A 17,493-nucleotide genomic window follows, 5' to 3' on the forward strand; every position below is an offset into this window, starting at 1 on the left:
TGGCGATGGGTGCCGGCGGCGGGGCGCGCACCCCGTCGCCACCGAACCGTACCGCCCCCGGCCGTCGTATGGTGAACGGCCGGGAACGGCCCCGAGTGCCCGCCGCCGCAAGGCGGAACGGACGCGAGGAACGCGCGCGGACCTACTCCCCCACCTCGCCGTACGCGGCGAGCAGCACGGCCGGGTCGGGGCCCTCCAGGACGGTCGGCTTGGCGAGACCGTCCAGCACGATGAAGCGGAGCAGGTCGCCGCGGGACTTCTTGTCGACCTTCATGGTCTGAAGCAGCTTGGGCCACTGGTCGTAGCGGTAGTGCAGGGGGAGTCCGACGGCTTCCAGGATGGTGCGGTGCCGGTCGGCCGTGGCGTCGTCGAGGCGGCCCGCGACCCGGCCGAGTTCGGCGGCGAAGTGCATGCCGACGGCCACCGCGGCGCCGTGCCGCCACTGGTAGCGCTCGTTCTTCTCGATGGCGTGCGCGAGGGTGTGACCGTAATTGAGGATCTCGCGCAGGCCGGATTCCTTCAGGTCCGAGGAGACCACCTCGGCCTTGACCTTGATGGACCGCTCGATCAACTCGGCGGTGTGCGGTCCGGCCGGGCTGCGGGCGCCCTCCGGGTCGGCCTCGATGAGCTGGAGGATCACCGGGTCGGCGATGAACCCGGCCTTGATGATCTCGGCGAGCCCGGAGACGAAGTCGTTGACCGGCAGGGTGTCCAGCGCGGCCAGGTCGCACAGCACCCCGGCGGGCGGGTGGAAGGAGCCCACCAGGTTCTTGCCCTCGGCGGTGTTGATGCCGGTCTTGCCGCCGACCGCCGCGTCGACCATGCCGAGCACGGTCGTCGGTACGGCGATCCAGCGCACGCCGCGCAGCCAGGTCGCGGCGACGAACCCGGCCAGGTCGGTGGTGGCGCCGCCGCCCACCCCGATGATCACGTCGGTGCGGGTGAACCCGGACTGGCCGAGCGCCTTCCAGCAGTAGGCGGCGACCTCGGCGGTCTTGGCCTCCTCGGCGTTGGGCACCTGGATGGCGACAGCGTCGTAGCCCTGTCCGGCCAGGTCGGCGCGGAGCGCGTCCCCGGTCTCGGCGAGCGCCTCGGGGTGCAGTACGGCGACCCGCTTGGCCTTCTCGCCGATCAGCCCGCCGAGTTCACCGAGGAGCTGACGGCCCACCAGGACCTCGTACGGCTCGCTGCCCGCCGTACCACCGACCTGGATCCTCGTCACCGACGCTGTCACGACGTCCTCCTGCGGGGTGTCCGGGTGGTCCCCGGCGGTGGCGGTCTTCAGTTCCAGCACGTCCAGCACGTCCTGGGTGACCTCTTCGGGGGTACGGCCGTCGGTGGCCACCACCGAGCGGGCGACCCCCTCGTACAACTGCCGCCGGGCCTCCATCAGTTCCCGCCACTGTTTGCGCGGGTTGATGGCCAGCAGGGGCCGGGGCGCGTTCAGCCCGGTGCGCCGGACCGCTTCCTCGACGTCCATGGACAGATAGACGACCGGGAGGCCCGCGAGGTTCAGCCGGGTGTCCGCGTCGAGGATCGCGCCGCCGCCGAGGGCGAGTACGCCGTCGTGCTCGGTGAGCGCCTGGCGCACGGCCTGCTTCTCCAGCGTCCGGAAGGCGGCCTCGCCCTCCTCGACGAAGATGTCCGCGATCTCCTTGCCCCGGGCGGCCACGATGTCCGCGTCCGTGTCGCGAAAGGCCACGCCCAGCCGCTCGGCGAGCAGTCCGCCCACGGTGGACTTGCCGACCCCCATCGGGCCGACCAGCACGACCAGGGGGCCGCTCACCGGATCGCCAGCTGGTCGAGGTAGGAGGTGACGTTGCGGCGGGTCTCGGGGACGCTGTCGCCGCCGAACTTCTCCGCGACCGCGTCGGCCAGGACCAGCGCGACCATCGCCTCGGCGACGATCCCGGCGGCCGGGACCGCGGAGACATCCGAACGCTGGTGATGGGCCTGCGCCGCCTCACCCGTCGTCACATCCACCGTCCGCAGGGCATTGGGCACCGTCGCGATCGGCTTCATCGCCGCCCGCACCCGCAGCAGCTCACCCGTCGACAGACCACCCTCCGTACCACCCGAACGCCCCGACACCCGCCGGATACCCTCCGGCGTGTTCACCATCTCGTCATGCGCCTGCGAACCCGGCACCCGGGCCAGCTCGAACCCGTCACCCAGCTCCACACCCTTGATCGCCTGGATACCCATCAGCGCGGCCGCCAGCCGGGAATCCAGCCTGCGGTCCCAGTGCACATGCGAGCCCAGCCCCACCGGAACCCCGTACGCCAGAACCTCGACCACCCCGCCCAGCGTGTCACCGTCCTTGTGAGCCCGGTCGATCTCCGCGACCATCGCCTCCGACGCGTCCGCGTCCAGACAGCGCACCGGATCCGCGTCCAGCCGCCCCACATCGGCGGGCACCGGATACACCCCCTGCGGCGCCCTCGCCCCCGCCAGCTCCACCACATGGCTGACGATCTCGATACCGGTGGTCTCCCTCAGATACGAACGGGCCACCGCACCCAGCGCCACCCGCGCCGCCGTCTCCCGCGCGGACGCCCGCTCCAGGACCGGCCGCGCCTCGTCGAAACCGTACTTCTGCATCCCCGCCAGATCGGCATGCCCGGGACGCGGCCGCGTCAGCGGGGCATTACGCGCCAGCCCCGCCAGCACCTGCGGATCCACCGGGTCCGCCGCCATGACCTGCTCCCACTTCGGCCACTCCGAGTTCCCCACCATCACCGCGACCGGAGAACCCAGCGTCAGACCGTGCCGCACCCCGCCCAGGAAAGTGACCACGTCCCGCTCGAACTTCATCCGCGCGCCACGCCCGTAACCGAGCCGCCGCCGCGCCAGATGATCCGCCACCATCTCCGTGGTGACCGGCACGCCCGCGGGCAGCCCCTCCAGCGTCGCGACGAGTGCGGGACCGTGGGACTCCCCCGCGGTCAGCCAGCGCAACCTGCTCAACGGTGCTCCTCAGTGTTCGCGCCTGGTACTGCCCCTGAGTGTCCGCGCGTCCACACGCGCGGTGACGGCGACCGGGTGCGCGGCCCGAGCCCGCCACCCCGATCCTCCCATGTCCCCGTCGCCGACCCGGCGCCCGGTCCATCAGGCGGACGCGAAACGGCCACCATTCCCGCACCGGACCGGCGGGCCACCGCGAGGATCATGCCGGGTCGTCGCGCCGGGCCCACGGCGCGTACGGGCCCAGGGGGTAGGCACGCCGAAGGTGGCGCGGCTGCGCCCGCGGCGCGCGTACTCCCCGAGGTGACCGGCGCCCCTGCCCCGCACAGCGGATCTCAGCGCCCCGCCAGCGCCCGTTCGCCCGCCTCCCGCATCGCGCTCAGGGGGGCCGGGGCATGCCCCGTCATCTGCTCGACCTGGAGGACCGCCTGGTGCACCAGCAGGTCGAGGCCGCTGACGACGGCGCCGCCGTACGCCGACCAGCGGGCGGCGAGGGTGGTGGGCCAGGGGTCGTACAGGACGTCGAAAAGGGCGGCCGGGCGTTCCGGGACGGCCGGGGCGAGGGCGTCGGTGGCGCCCGCGGGGGTGGTCGCGACGACCAGGGGGGCGTGCAGGCCCTGGGCGGCCTCGGCCCAGTCACGCGTCCGGATGCCGACCTGGAGCCGCTCGGCCCACGCGCGCATCTCGGCGGCGCGGGCCGCGCTGCGGACGTAGACGGTGACCTCTCCGGTGCAGATCCGGGAGAGCGCCGCGAGCGCGGAGGACGCGGTGGCGCCCGCGCCGAGGATCGTGGCGGAGTCGACCTTGTCGATGCCGTGCTCCTTGAGCGCGGCGAGGATGCCGGGGATGTCCGTGTTGTCGCCCGTTCGGCGGCCGTCGGGGGTGAGGACGACGGTGTTCACCGCGTCGACGGAGGCCGCGGTCTCGCTGATCTCGTCGAGCAGCGGGATGATCGCCCGCTTCAGCGGCATGGTGAGCGAGAGCCCCGCCCACCCGGCACCGAGCCCCGCCACGAAGGCCGGGAGCGCGGCCTCGTCGATCTCGAAACGGTCGTACGACCATCCCTCCAGGCCCAGTGCCGCGTAGGCGGCGCGGTGCAGCACCGGGGAGAGGGAGTGGGCGATCGGCGAGCCGAGGACGGCGGCCCGGCGGCGTACGGTCATCACTGCTGCCTCATCACTGCTTCCTGCGAGAACACTGCTTGCCACGCAATCACTGCCTGCTGCGAGAACACTGCCTGCTGCCAGAACACTTCTTGCTGCGCGATCACCGCCTGCTGCGCGATCACGGCTCGCAATGAGATCACGACTTGCTGTGAGATCACTGCTCGTTCCGAGATCACCGCCCACTGCGAGATCACTGCTCTTTGCGAGCGGCCACGGAGCCCGCCGGAGGGGTGTCCTCCGGGCGCGCGGGGAGACGTCCGTCGGAGCGCCCAGGAGGCGTCCGTCCGGACGTCCGCGTCAATTGGTCCGCGACTCGTTGAACTTGTCGACCAGTTCCTGGTGCTCGTCGATCGTCCTGGCGAACTCGGTCTTGCTCATGCCGTCCGTGGCGACGAAGTACATCCAGCCGTCGTCCGTCGGGTCGAGCGCCGCCTTGATCGCTTCCTCGCCCGGGTTGCCGATCGGTCCGGGCGGCAGACCCCGGTTGGTGTACGTGTTGTACGGGTCGGGGTTGCTGTTGATCTCCGACTCGGAGATGTCGATCTCGCTCTGGCCCTTGAGGTAGTTGAAGGTCGAGTCGAACTGAAGCTCCTGGTTCGTCTCGGTGTTGTCCGGCTGGAGACGGTTGTAGATGACCTCGGCCATCTTGCGGAAGTCGTCGTGGGTCTTGCCCTCGGCCTGGACCAGGCTCGCGACGGTGACCAGTTCCCAGGCGTTCTCGAGCCCGACGCTCTCCGCCTGCTGCGCCAGGCCGAGTTCCTCGTAGCTGTCGGTGGCGCGGGCCACCATCTGCTTGAGCACGTCCTCGGGCTTCTGGCCCTTGGCGACGGGATAGCTGGAGGGGTAGAGGAAGCCCTCCAGCGGATCCTTGACGTTCGTGTGATTGGTGGCCCAGTCGGGCAGGCCGAGTTCCTTCCAGTCGTTCTTGGCGACCTCGGCCGTGGTGCCGTCCTCGACCTCCAGGCGTTTGTCGATCAGCGTGTAGATCTCGGCGTTGCGCTTGCCCTCGGCGATGATCAGGTTGCTGCGGCTGTCCGGGCTGAGCATGAGATCGACCGCGCTGTCGGCGGACATCTCCTTCTGGAGGGTGTACACACCGTCCTGGATGGTCTTGCCCTCGGGGTTGGCCGTCTGGGCGGCGACGAAGGCGTCGACGCTCTTGACCACGCCGGCCTTCTTCAGCTCCTGCCCGATCACCGAGCCGGTCGCGCCCTGGGGAATGGTGACGGTGACCTGCTCGCCGTTGCCCGCTCCGGCGAAGTCCGGGGCCGCGCCGAAACGGTCCTGGTAGAACTGGTAGCCGAAGTAGCCGACGCCCGAGATGCCGCCGCCGAAGACCAGCGCGACCACCAGGCAGGCGCAGCCGTTGCGGCTCTTCTTGGACTTGCCGCCACGGCCCCGCCGCTCACCACGACCGCCCCGGTCTCTCGGCGTGGACCCGTCGCCGGTGTCTCTCCCGTCGTCCCCGTCCTCCTCGCCGTCGGCGAAGAACGCGTGGTCCTCCTGGCCCGGCTCGGGGTCCCAGTCCGTGCGCGGCTCCGGCTCGGCCCGGCGCCTGCTGGGCGGTTCGGGGGGCGGATAGGCGTCCGGCGTGTTGTAGAAGTCGCCGTGCTCACCGCCGTAGGAGGCGGCGGCCTGCTGCCCGTAGGGATCCACGGGGTCGGCCGTGCCCGGGTACGGCGGCTGCTGCTGGTTGCCGGTGCCCCAGCCGGCGTCGTACGGCTGCTGGCCCTGGTCGCCGTAGTGCTGCTGCTCGTACGGGTGGGGGTACGGCGTCTGCTGCTGGCCGTAGCCCTGCTGGTCGTACTGCTGCTGGTCATGGCCCTGCGGGTCGTGCCCCGGCTGGCCGACGTCCCAGTCGCCGTAACCCTGCTGCGGCTGCGGATACTGCTGCTGGCCGCCGTAGGCAGCCTGCTGGCCCACCGGGGCCTGCTGCTGCCCTCCCCATCCGCCGTCCCCGTACAACGGGTCCTCGGGATGCCACGGTTCGGAGCCTGGGCCCCGGCCATACTCAGTCATCGATCCCCTAAAGCCGCGAGCCGGTGGGGGCGCGGTTCCAAGGCCCCGGTTCCCGTTCCGCCTCTTGTTGTGCGGAGGCTGTTCGAATGCCGCCGCCCGCGCGGAACGTTACCGTATCGCGATCAGATGACCACTTCGACGCCCTCGCCGGGGGCTTTACCTGACACCCGTTCGGATTCCAGGGCCTGCTGGAGAATGATCACGGCCGCGGCCTGGTCGATGACCGCGCGTCCCTTCTTCGCCTTCACCCCCGAAGCCCGCAGTCCCTGACCCGCGGTCACCGTCGTCATCCGTTCGTCGACCAGCCGGACCGGGACCGGCGCGATGCCCTTCGCCAGCTCCTGGGCGAAGCCGCGGACCTTGACGGCGGCCGGGCCCTCGCCCCCTTTCAGGGAGCGGGGCAGGCCGACGACCACCTCGATCGGCTCGTACTCCGCGACCAGCTGCTTCAGCCGGCGGTGCGCCGCGGGGACGTCCCGGCCGGGCACCGTCTCGACCGGCGTGGCGAGGATCCCGTCGGGGTCGCAGGACGCGACCCCGATCCGGGCGTCCCCGACATCGACCGCGAGGCGGCGTCCGTGTCGCATGGTCCGACCGCCTCCGCTCACCTGGCCGACTCCGCTCACCTGGCCGACTCCACTCATCCGGCTGACCTCGGTCACCTGGCTGTCCTGTGTCACCCAGCCGTTCCCCCGCGCCGGGCCGTTCCGGCCGCTCCCGCTCATTCGGCCGTTCCCGCTCACTTGGCCATTCCCGCTCACTTGGCCGTTTCCGCCACGAGCCGTTCCACGGCGTCCACGGCGTCGCCGATGGCGGCCGGGTGCTGGCCGCCGCCCTGGGCGACGTCCGGCTTGCCGCCGCCGCCGCCGCCGAGCGTCTTCGCGGCCGTGCGGACCAGGTCACCGGCCTTGAGACCGCGCTCGCGGGCGGCTTCGTTGGTGGCGATGACCGTCAGCGGCTTGCCGTTCGCCGTGGTGAACAGGGCCACCACCGCGGCCCGGCCGCCCTGGATCCGGCCGCGCACATCGAGGACCAGCTTGCGCAGGTCGTCGGCGGTGGTGCCGTCCGGGACCTGGCCGGTGACCACGGCGACGCCCTGTACGTCCTTGGCGGACCCGGCGAGACCGGCGGCGGCCTGGAGCACCTTCTCGGCGCGGAACTTCTCGATCTCCTTCTCCGCGTCCTTGAGCCGGCCGAGCATCCCGGACACCTTCTCGGGCAGATCCTCGGGGCGGCCCTTGAGGAGTTCGGTGAGCTGGTTGACGACCGTGTGCTCACGGGCCAGGAAGTTGTAGGCGTCCACGCCGACAAGGGCCTCGATCCGGCGTACGCCGGAGCCGATGGAGGACTCGCCGAGCAGCTTGACCAGGCCGAGCTGGGCGGTGTTGTGCACATGCGTGCCGCCGCACAGCTCCTTGGAGAAGTCGCCGATGGTGACGACCCGCACCCGGTCGCCGTACTTCTCGCCGAACTCGGCGATGGCGCCCTGCTTCTTCGCCTCGTCGATGCCCATGACGTCGGCGCGCACATCGAGGTCGCGGGCGAGGACCTCGTTGATCTTCTGCTCGACGTCGGTCATCACGGCCGTCGGGACGGCGGACGGCGAGCCGAAGTCGAAGCGGAAACGGCCGGGCTGGTTCTCGGAACCGGCCTGGGCGGCGGTCGGGCCGAGGGCGTCGCGCAGGGCCTGGTGGGTGAGGTGGGTGGCCGAGTGGGCGCGGGCGATGGCGGTGCGGCGGCGGATGTCGATGACGGCCTCGGCCCTGGCGCCGACGGTGACTTCACCCACCTGGACGACACCCTTGTGGACGTACACGCCCGGCACCGGCTTCTGGCAGTCGCGGATCTCGATGACGGCACCGGTGTCGACCCTGATCCGGCCGGTGTCACCGATCTGCCCGCCGCCCTCGGCGTAGAACGGGGTGCGGTCGAGGACGATCTCGACCTCGTCGCCCTCCGTGGCGGCGGGTGAGGAGACGCCGTCGACCAGGATGCCGACGACGGTGGACTCGCCCTCGGTGTCGGTGTAGCCGATGAACTCGGTGGCCCCGGCGGCGTCGGCGATCTCCCGGTAGGCGCCCATGTCGGCGTGGCCGGTCTTCTTGGCCTTGGCGTCGGCCTTGGCTCGCTCGCGCTGCTCCTTCATCAGGCGCCGGAAGCCGTCCTCGTCCACGGACAGGCCCTGCTCGGCGGCCATCTCCAGGGTGAGGTCGATCGGGAAGCCCCAGGTGTCGTGGAGCAGGAACGCCTTGTCGCCGGCGAGGACGGTGCCGCCGCCGGCCTTGGTCTCGGTGACGGCGGTGTCCAGGATGTTGGTGCCGGCCTTCAGCGTCTTCAGGAAGGCGTTCTCCTCGGCGACGGCGACCTTCTCGATCCGCTCGCGGTCGCTGACCAGCTCGGGGTACTGCTGCCCCATCATCGCGACGACCGTGTCGATCAGGTCCTTGACGACCGGGCCGGTGGCGCCCAGCAGGCGCATGTTGCGGATGGCGCGGCGCATGATCCGGCGCAGCACATAGCCGCGCCCCTCGTTGCCGGGGGTCACTCCGTCGCCGATGAGCATCACGGAGGTGCGCATGTGGTCGGTGACCACGCGCAGGGAGACGTCGGAGCCGTGGTCGGTGCCGTAGGCCACGCCGGTCAGCTCGGTGGCCTTGTCGATCACGGCCATGGACGTGTCGATCTCGTACATGTTCTGCACGCCCTGGAGGATCATGGCGAGCCGTTCGAGACCGAGGCCGGTGTCGATGTTCTTGCTGGGCAGGTCGCCGAGGATCTCGAAGTCCTCCTTCGAGGTGCCCTCGCCGCGCTCGTACTGCATGAAGACCAGGTTCCAGATCTCCACGTACCGCTCGTCGTTGACGGCGGGGCCGCCCTCGGCGCCGAACTCGGGGCCGCGGTCGTAGTTGATCTCGGAGCACGGGCCGCAGGGGCCGGGGACGCCCATGGACCAGTAGTTGTCCTTCTTGCCCAGGCGCTGGATGCGCTCGGCGGGCACGCCGACGACCTCGCGCCAGATGCGCTCGGCCTCGTCGTCCTCCAGATAGACGGTGATCCACAGCCGCTCGGGGTCGAGGCCGTAGCCGCCCTTGTCCTGGGGGCTGGTGAGCAGCTCCCAGGCGTAGGTGATGGCGCCTTCCTTGAAGTAGTCGCCGAAGGAGAAGTTGCCGCACATCTGGAAGAACGTGCCGTGCCGGGTGGTCTTGCCGACCTCTTCGATGTCCGGGGTGCGCACACACTTCTGCACGCTGGTGGCGCGCGCGAAGGGCGGCTTGACCTCGCCCAGGAAGTAGGGCTTGAAGGGCACCATGCCGGCCGGGACCAGGAGCAGAGTCGGGTCGTCCGCGATGAGCGACGCCGAAGGGACGACGGTGTGCCCGCGCTCCTCGAAGAAGCTCAGCCAGCGACGACGGATCTCAGCCGACTCCATCAGTGGTCCTCATTCCGGTTGTACGAGCGCATCGGGGATTCGATGTACTTCGGTGTGCTGGGGTGGTGGATGGTGGGGTGCGTGCCGGGGTTCTCGATGGCGGGGCGGCGGCGCGGCGCGGGGAGTTCGGGGTCCTCGGTGATGCCCAGCGCGTCGCCCAGTTCGGCCTCGCGCCGGGCCATGTTGTCGCGGACGTCGAGCGCGAAGCCGACGGCCCGGTCCCTGACCCGCTGACCGGCCTCCAGTGCCTTGTCGGCCGCGGTGGCGGCCAGGCTCTCGGGCGTCAGCTGCTTCAGCTTGCGGTTGACCTTGGTGGTGGCCCAGACACCGGCGGCCACGCCGGTGGTGAACCAGAACGTACGGCGGAACATCGCTCGGTCTCAGTCCTTACTTCCGCTTGCGGCGGCCGGCGGGGACCGTGCGGCCCACGATCACCGTACGCCGGGGGGCCTTCGCGGGTGCGTCGTCCTTGCGGCCGACAAGCGCCCGGCGCACGCCGTAGCCGAAGGCGGCGACCTTCACCAGCGGGCCGCCGAAGGTGGAGGCGACGGTGGTGGACAGCGCGGACGCGTTCGACGTGACCTCCTGGACGTCGGAGGCGATCGCGTCGACCCGCTCGATCTGGGTCTGCGCCGAGCGCACCGCCGCCGAGGCGTCGGCGAGCAGCGGGACGGCCTGGTCGGTCACGTCCGCGACGAGCTTGGTGGTCGCCTTGAGCGTCTGGGCCAGCCTCGCCAGAGCCACCGCGAGGAAGGAGACCAGGATCGCCCAGAAGACGGCCACCAGGATCCCGGCCACCTCTCCACCGGACACTGCGCACCCGCTCCCTGAAACGTCCTGAACATCGAGAAAGTCGTGCACCGAGCCTATCGCGCCGGGGATGCGGGTCCGTACCGGATTTCCGTCCGGCGCGCAGCGGAACGAGCGCAATCGCGGAGAGCGATTGTACGGAGTGTTTACGTTTCAGTACGCTCCGTGTCCTATGCGACCAGATCAGACCACCGGTGACCAAGTGGACAGTGTGCTCGGCAATCTCCCCCTGGAACTCGACGCGTTCGTGGGCCGCTCCGCCGAACTGGCCGGGCTGGCACGGGCGCTCGGGGGCGCCCGGCTGGTCACGGTGACCGGGCCGGGCGGGATCGGCAAGTCCCGGCTGGCGGCCCGCGCGGCGGCGCGTTCGGCGCCGCGGGACGGGGTGTGGCGGGTGGATCTCGCGTCCCTGCGCGACCCGGAGTTCGTGGAGTACGCGGTGGTGGAGGCGCTGGCGCTGACCGATCACACCACCCGGCCGCCGCGCGAGACCCTGCTCACCCAGCTCGTCGGCCGCCAATTCCTGCTGGTGCTGGACGGGTTCGAGCATCTGGTGGACGGGTGCGCCGCGCTGGTGACCGAGCTGCTGCGCCGGCTGCCGGGGCTGCGGGTGCTCGCGGTGGGGCGCAGGCCGCTGGGCGTCGCGGGCGAGCGGATCTTCGCGCTGGCGCCGCCGGCCGAGCACGAGGCGGTGGCACTGCTGCGTGTCCGGGCGGCGCAGCTGGGCCCGCCGCCGGAGGACGACACGGCCCTGCGGGAGCTGTGCCGGCGTCTTGAGGGGATCCCGCTGGCGATCGAGCTGGCGGCGGGGCGGCTGGGCGCGCTGTCGGCCGCGCGGCTGCTGGAGCGGCTGGACGACCGGTTCCGGCTGCTGACCGGCGGCGGGCGGGACGCGCTGCCCCGGCATCAGACGCTGCGCACGGCGATCGGCTGGAGCCATGAGCTGTGCGCGCCGCCCGAGCGGCTGCTCTGGTCGCGGCTGTCGGTGTTCGCGGGCACCTTCGACCTGGAGGCTGTCGAATATGTGTGCAGTGGCGACGGTCTGCACGCCGACGATGTTCTCGATGTGCTGACGCAGTTGCTCGCGCAGTCGGTGGTGAGCCGGGAGGAGACCCCGGCCGGGACCCGCTACCGGATGCTCGACACGATCCGCGCGTACGGCGCCGAGTGGCTTGAGGCCGCGGGCGACGCGGCCCGGATGCGGCGGCGCCACCGTGACTGGTATCTGGGGCTGGCGACCTGGTGCGAGCTGGACTGGTTCTCGGCGCGTCAGGGCGAGGTGGCCGCGCGGGTGGAGGCGGAGCTGCCGAATCTGCGCTGGGCGCTGGAGCACTGCCTGACCGAGCCGGACGACGCGCATCTGGCGCTGTATCTGTCCGGGTCGCTGTGGTTCTACTGGGCCGGCTGCGGGCGGCTGTCGGAGGGGCGGCGCTGGCTGGAGCGGAGCGTGGAGCTGCCGGTGGAGGACGTGGGACATGAGCAGTCCCGGCTGAAGGCGCTGTGGGTGCTCGGCTACGTGGCCGTCCTCCAGGGCGACCGGGTGCCGGCGCTGACCGCGCTCCAGGAGTGCCGCGAGGAGTCGGAACGCCTCGCGAGCGCCACGGCGGTGGCGTACGCCGAGCACCGCACCGGCTGTCTGGCGCTGGTCTGTGACGACATGCCCCGTGCAGAAACGCTGCTGCGCTCGGCGCTGGAGCGCTATCACGAGATCGGCGAGCTGAACAGCAATGTCCTGATGTGCCAGGTCGAGCTGGCGATGACCCGCGCGTTCCAGGGCGATCTCGCGGAGGCGGTGCGGCTGTGCGAGGACGTCCGGCGGGTGTGCGAGGACCATGGGGAGCGCTGGTCGCGGGCGTACGCGCTGTACGTCCTCGGCTATGCCGCCTGGAGCGAGGGCGACCGGACGGGTGCGCGCACCCTGCTCGCCGACTGTCTCGCCACCGCCGACGCCTTCAACGATCTGCTCGGCGCGGTGCTGGCGGTGGAGCTGCTCGCGCTGGTCACGGCCGCCGAGGGCGAGTTCGCGGAGGCGGCGGTGCTCCAGGGCGCGGCCTCCCGGATGTGGCCGTCGGTGGGGCTGCCGCTGTTCGGCTCCGCCCACTACAACCGGCCGCACGAGCGGTGCGAGGCGCTGTCCCGGGCCCGGCTGGGCGACGAGCGGTACGAGGAGTGCGTCCGGCTCGGGGCGCGGCTGGACCGGCGGGCGGCGGTGGCGCGGGCGCTGGAGTGGTGTCCGGCGCGGTCGCCGGAGCTGCCGGGGGTGCCGCGCGGGACCGTGCGGCACGCGCGTGGGAGCGCGGATCCGGCGTCCGTCACGCACAAGCCCGCCGCCTCGCCCACCGGGAAGGGCGGGGAGACGGCGGGCTGACGCGCGGGGGGGGTGCTACGTCCGGGTCAGCGGGCGTAGTACTCGACGACGAGCTGCTCGTCGCAGATCACCGGGATCTCCTTGCGGTTCGGATCACGGTCCAGGCGGAACGCCAGGGCCTTGAGGTTCACCTGGAGGTAGCGCGGGGTCTCACCGTCGGGGGCGAAGCCGCCCTCGCGGGAGATCTGGAACAGCGTCTTTTCCTTGCTGCGGTCGCGGACCTGCACCACGTCGTCCGGGCGCACGACGAAGGACGGCTTGTCGACCTTCTTGCCGTTGACCTGGATGTGACCGTGGACGACCATCTGGCGGGCCTGGTAGATGGTGCGGGCGATGCCCGACCGCAGGACCAGGGCGTCGAGACGCTTCTCCAGCTCGATGATCAGGGCCTCACCGGTCTTGCCCTGGACCTTGGAGGCGCGGTCGTAGGCGCGCACGAGCTGGCGCTCGGACACGTCGTACTGCGCGCGCAGCCGCTGCTTCTCCAGCAGCCGGACCTTGTAGTCCGAGTTCTGCTTGCGGCCACGGCCGTGCTCACCGGGCGGGTAGGGACGCGCCTCGAAGTACTTGACGGCCTTCGGGGTCAGCGCGATGCCGAGGGCACGCGACTTCTTGACCTTGGGGCGGGACTGGTTCGGCATGAACCAAACACCTCGTGTTCTGTGTGCGAATACGGCTTCACCAGGGTTAGGGGAGGTCGCATCCGCAGCCTGGGAAACCCCGCGGGGCCGTGCGCGAACACGGTCCTGCCGGGCAGCCGCTCCCTGGTCTGGGCACATACGTGCAGCACGCGAGTCGCCCATCGCCGGTCCCGGGACTCCGGGGGGTGATGGGCTGCCCGCGACACCGATCGACGGTGCGCGACGCTCCTGGAATCCTGTGCCTCGCGGCGACGGGGTTCCGGCTGGATGTCCCGTTCTGGTGGTGCCGGCTGCCCTTTCGGGTGCCGGGCACGGGACGCAGCGCTCCGGGGATTCTACAGGCCACTCAGGGCCGCTTGCGACCGAGGTGCTTTCTGGTCCACTCCACGGCGTCCGCGTATCTGGCCTCGGCGCCGTGCCGGGTCGGGGTGTAGTAAGCGCGGTCCTTGAGGGCGTCGGGCGCGTACTGCTGCTCGGCGATGCCCTCGGGCACATCGTGCGGATACACGTACCCCTGCGCGTGCCCCAGCTTGGCGGCGCCCTTGTAGTGCCCGTCCCGCAGATGCGCCGGGACGGGTCCGGCCAGTCCCTTGCGTACGTCCTCCAGGGCGGCGCCGATGGCGGTGGTCGCGGCGTTGGACTTGGGGGCGAGGGCGAGGGCGATGGTGGTGTGGCTGAGGGTGAGGGCTGCCTCGGGGAAGCCGATCATGGCGACGGCCTGGGCGGCGGCGACCGCGAGGGGCAGCGCGGTGGGGTCGGCGAGGCCGATGTCCTCGCTGGCGGAGATCATCAGCCGGCGGGCGATGAACCGGGGGTCCTCGCCGGCCTCGATCATCCGGGCCAGGTAGTGCAGGGCGGCGTCCACGTCGGAGCCGCGGATGGACTTGATCAGGGCGCTGGCGACGTCGTAGTGCTGGTCGCCGTCGCGGTCGTACTTCACGGCCGCGCGGTCGACGGTCTCCTCCAGGGTGGTGAGGGCGATCTCCGTGTCGCCCTTGTCGAGGGCGGCGCCGGCCGCCGCCTCCAGGGCGGTCAGTGCGCGCCGGGCGTCGCCGCCGGCGATCCGCAGGAGGTGGTCCTCGGTGGCCTCGGGGAGGGTGACCGCGCTCTTGAGGCCGCGCTCCTCGGTGAGGGCGCGGCGCAGCAGGCCGCGCAGGTCGTCGTCGGTGAGGGGTTCGAGGGTGAGCAGGAGGGAGCGGGAGAGCAGCGGGGAGATCACCGAGAAGTACGGGTTCTCGGTGGTGGCCGCGATGAGGGTGACCCAGCGGTTCTCCACGGCGGGCAGCAGGGAGTCCTGCTGGGCCTTGCTGAAACGGTGGATCTCGTCCAGGAAGAGGACGGTCTCCTTGCCGTAGCCGCCGGTGGCGCGGCGGGCCCCGTCGATGACCGCGCGGACCTCCTTGACTCCGGCGGTGATCGCGGACAGCTCCACGAACCGCTTGGCGGTGGCCTTGGAGACGACGTACGCGAGGGTGGTCTTGCCGGTGCCGGGCGGGCCCCAGAGGATCACCGAGGACGGCCCGGCCGGTCCTCCGGCGCCCTCGCCGACGAGCCGGCGCAGCGGCGAGCCGGGTTTGAGCAGATGCCGCTGGCCCTCCACCTCGTCCAGGACGCGCGGGCGCATCCGGACCGCCAGGGGACTCGCGGCCGGGTCCTTCTCCTGGCGCTCTTCGGCGGCGGCGGTGAACAGATCGGGTTCCACGCTGAAACCCTAAATCACGGCACTGACAACGCTCGCCTGAGTGCGGGCCGCCCGTCTGCCGGGGGACGGACGGCGGACGGGCGCGGGTCCGCCGTGGTCGCTCGGGCAGTTCCCCGCGCCCCTGTGGGCGTGGGCCGGGTCGTCGTCCCGGTCACGCCCAGAGGTCGGCGCCCCAGCGGGTCAGGATCAGCATGGCGATGATGCCGATGTGCGTGACGGGCAGCACCCAGGTGAACTCGGCCAGGAAGCGCTTGGCGGGGCCCGGCGCCGGCAGGAAGCCGTTACGGACGTTGAAGGAGGTCACGTACCAGAACATGACGATGGTCGCGACCCACGCCAGGGAGCACCACAGGCACAGGGCGTTGATCCGGTACAGCGACTGGAACTGGAGCCAGGTGCAGAAGGCGACGCCGAAGAACGTGCCCGCGTTGAAGGTGAGCCAGTACCAGCGCGGGAAGCGGACCCGGGTCAGCAGGCTCACGCCGACGCAGATGACGATGCCGTAGGCGACGAGTCCGAGCATCGGGTTGGGGAAGCCGAAGACGGACGCCTGGTCGCTCTCCATGATGGAGCCGCAGGACACGACCGGGTTGACGCTGCACCCGGGGACATAGGTCTCGCCGGCCACCTTGGCTTCGAGGAGCTTGAACTTGTCGAGCGTGATGACCCACGCGGCCAGCAGTCCCGCGGCGCCCGTGATCACCAGCATCAGCGCGAAGGCGCGGCTGCCACCGGCCGTGTGCGGCGCGGCCGGGGTACTGCGCGGCGGCTCGGGCTCGGTGGAGACGTCGTTGACAGTCGTCTTGCTCATCACGCCGATTCCGTCACTGGAGAGGGTCCTGCTTCGGGCAGGGCCATTGTGCCGCACCCTCCCGCGCCGCACCGGACCCTGTGGACGAGCGGGGCCGATGGTCCCTTGTCAGCGGCCGGTTCCGGACAGGTTTTCGGGACGGACGGCCCTGGCGGCCGAGGCTGACGGACACCGTCCCGGTCCCCCGCCCTTCGGTGTTGCGAGAGGCGTCGCAGGGGCGCAGGAGAGACGTCGGAAAGCGGGCGGGGCGCCCGATGCCCCACGGCACCGAACGCCCCACATGTCCCACGCGCCCCGCGGGTCCCCGTACCGTCTCAGCCGAGCCGTGACTCCAGTTCCGCCACGATCTCGCCCACGCCGATCGCCGTCTGTTCGCCGGACTCCATGTCCTTGAGCTGGACGACGCCCTCGGCGAGGTCGCGTTCGCCCGCGACGATCGTGTAGCGGGCGCCGCTGCGGTTGGCGCTCTTCATGGCGCCCTTGAGGCCCCGCCCGCCGAAGGCGAAGTCGGCCGCCACGCCCACCTTGCGCAACTCGGTGACCTTGGCGAACAGCACCCGCCGCGCCTCCTCCCCGAGGGGGACGGCGTAGACGCTGGTGGGGGACGGCAGGTCGAGGGCGATGCCCTCCGCGTCCAGGGCGAGGACCGTGCGGTCGACGCCGAGGGCCCAGCCGACGGACGGGAGCGCGGGGCCGCCGATCATCTCGGACAGGCCGTCGTACCGCCCGCCGCCGCCCACCGCGGACTGGGCGCCCAGTCCGTCGTGGACGAACTCGAACGTCGTACGGGTGTAGTAGTCCAGGCCGCGCACCAGCCGGGGGTCGTCCTCGAAGGCGACGCCCGCCGCGCGGATCAGCTCGCGGACCTCCTCGTGGTACGCCTTGCAGGCGTCGCACAGGTAGTCGCGCAGCAGCGGGGCGCCGGTGAGCTGCTTCTGGACGTCGGCGCGCTTGTCGTCCAGGACGCGCAGCGGGTTGATCTCCGCGCGGCGCAGGGTGTCCTCGTCGAGGTCCAGGCCGCGCAGGAAATCCTGGAGCGCGGCCCGGTAGACCGGGCGGCACTCCTTGTCGCCGAGGCTGTTGAGCAGGATGCGGAAATCGCGCAGGCCCAGCGAGCGGTACGCCTGGTCGGCGAGGATGATCAGCTCGGCGTCCAGCGCCGGGTCCTCGGCGCCGATCGCCTCGGCGCCGACCTGGGAGAAGTGGCGGTAGCGGCCCGCCTGGGGCTGCTCGTAGCGGTAGTAGGAGCCCGAGTACCAGAGCTTGACCGGCAGATTGCCCACGCGGTGGAGACTGGCCTCCAGCGCGGCGCGCAGTACGGAGGCGGTGCCCTCGGGGCGCAGGGCGAGCCGGTCGCCGCCCTTGGTCTCGAAGGCGTACATCTCCTTGGTGACGATGTCGGTGGACTCGCCGACGCCGCGCGCGAACAGTTCGGTGTTCTCGAAGCCGGGGGTCTCGATGTAGCCGTAGCCCGCGTCGCGCAGCGGGGCCGCGATCGCCTCGCGCACCGCGAGGAAGACGGCGGAGCGCGGCGGGATCAGGTCGTACGTGCCCTTGGGGGCCTGGAAGGTACTCACGGAAG

14 protein-coding genes are annotated in these 17,493 nt (G+C 71.4%); 1 reads left to right on the forward strand and 13 read right to left on the reverse strand.

What is annotated here, in order from left to right; genetic code table 11:
• Positions 1 to 142 precede the first annotated feature (142 nt).
• The 9 genes from aroB to ACFRFC_RS34865 all read right to left on the reverse strand — a co-directional run bounded on the left by aroB (position 143) and on the right by ACFRFC_RS34865 (position 10,392).
• Positions 143 to 1,786 carry a 3-dehydroquinate synthase gene (gene aroB, locus ACFRFC_RS34825; protein WP_382687550.1) on the reverse strand — a complete coding sequence of 548 codons (1,644 nt, stop codon included), beginning with the start codon at positions 1,784 to 1,786 and terminating at the stop codon, positions 143 to 145.
• Positions 1,783 to 2,967 carry a chorismate synthase gene (gene aroC / locus ACFRFC_RS34830; RefSeq protein WP_382687553.1) on the reverse strand — a complete coding sequence of 395 codons (1,185 nt, stop codon included), beginning with the start codon at positions 2,965 to 2,967 and terminating at the stop codon, positions 1,783 to 1,785. The genes aroB and aroC overlap by 4 nt, the downstream gene beginning before the upstream one ends.
• A gap of 332 nt (positions 2,968 to 3,299) precedes the next feature.
• Positions 3,300 to 4,127 (reverse strand): shikimate dehydrogenase, encoded by an 828-nt coding sequence (locus tag ACFRFC_RS34835; RefSeq protein WP_382687556.1) that lies wholly within the window; start codon positions 4,125 to 4,127, stop codon positions 3,300 to 3,302.
• Positions 4,127 to 4,324, reverse strand: coding sequence for a hypothetical protein (locus ACFRFC_RS34840; protein WP_382687558.1), 198 nt, complete (start codon positions 4,322 to 4,324; stop codon positions 4,127 to 4,129). The genes ACFRFC_RS34835 and ACFRFC_RS34840 overlap by 1 nt, the downstream gene beginning before the upstream one ends.
• Positions 4,325 to 4,427: 103 nt before the next feature.
• Positions 4,428 to 6,149: an endolytic transglycosylase MltG gene (gene mltG / locus ACFRFC_RS34845; protein WP_382687560.1), complete on the reverse strand. Its 1,722-nt coding sequence runs from the start codon at positions 6,147 to 6,149 to the stop codon at positions 4,428 to 4,430.
• A 122-nt stretch (positions 6,150 to 6,271) separates the two neighbouring features.
• Complete coding sequence (gene ruvX, locus ACFRFC_RS34850; RefSeq protein WP_382687562.1) at positions 6,272 to 6,736, reverse strand: Holliday junction resolvase RuvX; 465 nt, start codon at positions 6,734 to 6,736, stop codon at positions 6,272 to 6,274.
• A gap of 170 nt (positions 6,737 to 6,906) precedes the next feature.
• Positions 6,907 to 9,579, reverse strand: a complete 2,673-nt coding sequence (gene alaS, locus ACFRFC_RS34855; RefSeq protein ID WP_382687565.1) for an alanine--tRNA ligase — start codon at positions 9,577 to 9,579, stop codon at positions 6,907 to 6,909.
• Positions 9,579 to 9,950 (reverse strand): hypothetical protein, encoded by a 372-nt coding sequence (locus ACFRFC_RS34860; protein ID WP_382687568.1) that lies wholly within the window; start codon positions 9,948 to 9,950, stop codon positions 9,579 to 9,581. The genes alaS and ACFRFC_RS34860 overlap by 1 nt, the downstream gene beginning before the upstream one ends.
• Positions 9,951 to 9,966: 16 nt before the next feature.
• A complete protein-coding gene (locus ACFRFC_RS34865) occupies positions 9,967 to 10,392 on the reverse strand; it encodes a DUF948 domain-containing protein (protein ID WP_382687570.1) in 426 nt (141 codons plus the stop codon).
• A gap of 169 nt (positions 10,393 to 10,561) precedes the next feature.
• Between ACFRFC_RS34865 and ACFRFC_RS34870 the strand changes: the two genes are divergently transcribed.
• Positions 10,562 to 12,757 (forward strand): ATP-binding protein, encoded by a 2,196-nt coding sequence (locus tag ACFRFC_RS34870; RefSeq protein WP_382687573.1) that lies wholly within the window; start codon positions 10,562 to 10,564, stop codon positions 12,755 to 12,757.
• Positions 12,758 to 12,783: 26 nt separating this feature from the next.
• Here ACFRFC_RS34870 and rpsD read toward each other — a convergent pair whose 3' ends face one another.
• The 4 genes from rpsD to hisS form a co-directional block, all read right to left on the reverse strand.
• The gene (gene rpsD, locus ACFRFC_RS34875) at positions 12,784 to 13,398 is read right to left on the reverse strand and encodes a 30S ribosomal protein S4 (RefSeq protein ID WP_382687576.1); all 615 of its coding nucleotides are present in this window, start codon (positions 13,396 to 13,398) and stop codon (positions 12,784 to 12,786) included.
• Positions 13,399 to 13,744: 346 nt separating this feature from the next.
• Entirely contained in the window at positions 13,745 to 15,100 is a 1,356-nt protein-coding gene (locus ACFRFC_RS34880; RefSeq protein WP_382687579.1) for a replication-associated recombination protein A, read from the reverse strand.
• Between the two features lie 151 nt (positions 15,101 to 15,251).
• A complete protein-coding gene (locus ACFRFC_RS34885; RefSeq protein WP_382687581.1) occupies positions 15,252 to 15,911 on the reverse strand; it encodes a vitamin K epoxide reductase family protein in 660 nt (219 codons plus the stop codon).
• Positions 15,912 to 16,225: 314 nt separating this feature from the next.
• Positions 16,226 to 17,488 (reverse strand): histidine--tRNA ligase, encoded by a 1,263-nt coding sequence (gene hisS / locus ACFRFC_RS34890; RefSeq protein WP_382687584.1) that lies wholly within the window; start codon positions 17,486 to 17,488, stop codon positions 16,226 to 16,228.
• Between the last annotated feature and the right edge of the window lie 5 nt (positions 17,489 to 17,493).

Origin of the sequence: Streptomyces sp. NPDC056734 (genome assembly GCF_042790455.1) — a bacterium.
GTDB lineage: Bacteria > Actinomycetota > Actinomycetes > Streptomycetales > Streptomycetaceae > Streptomyces.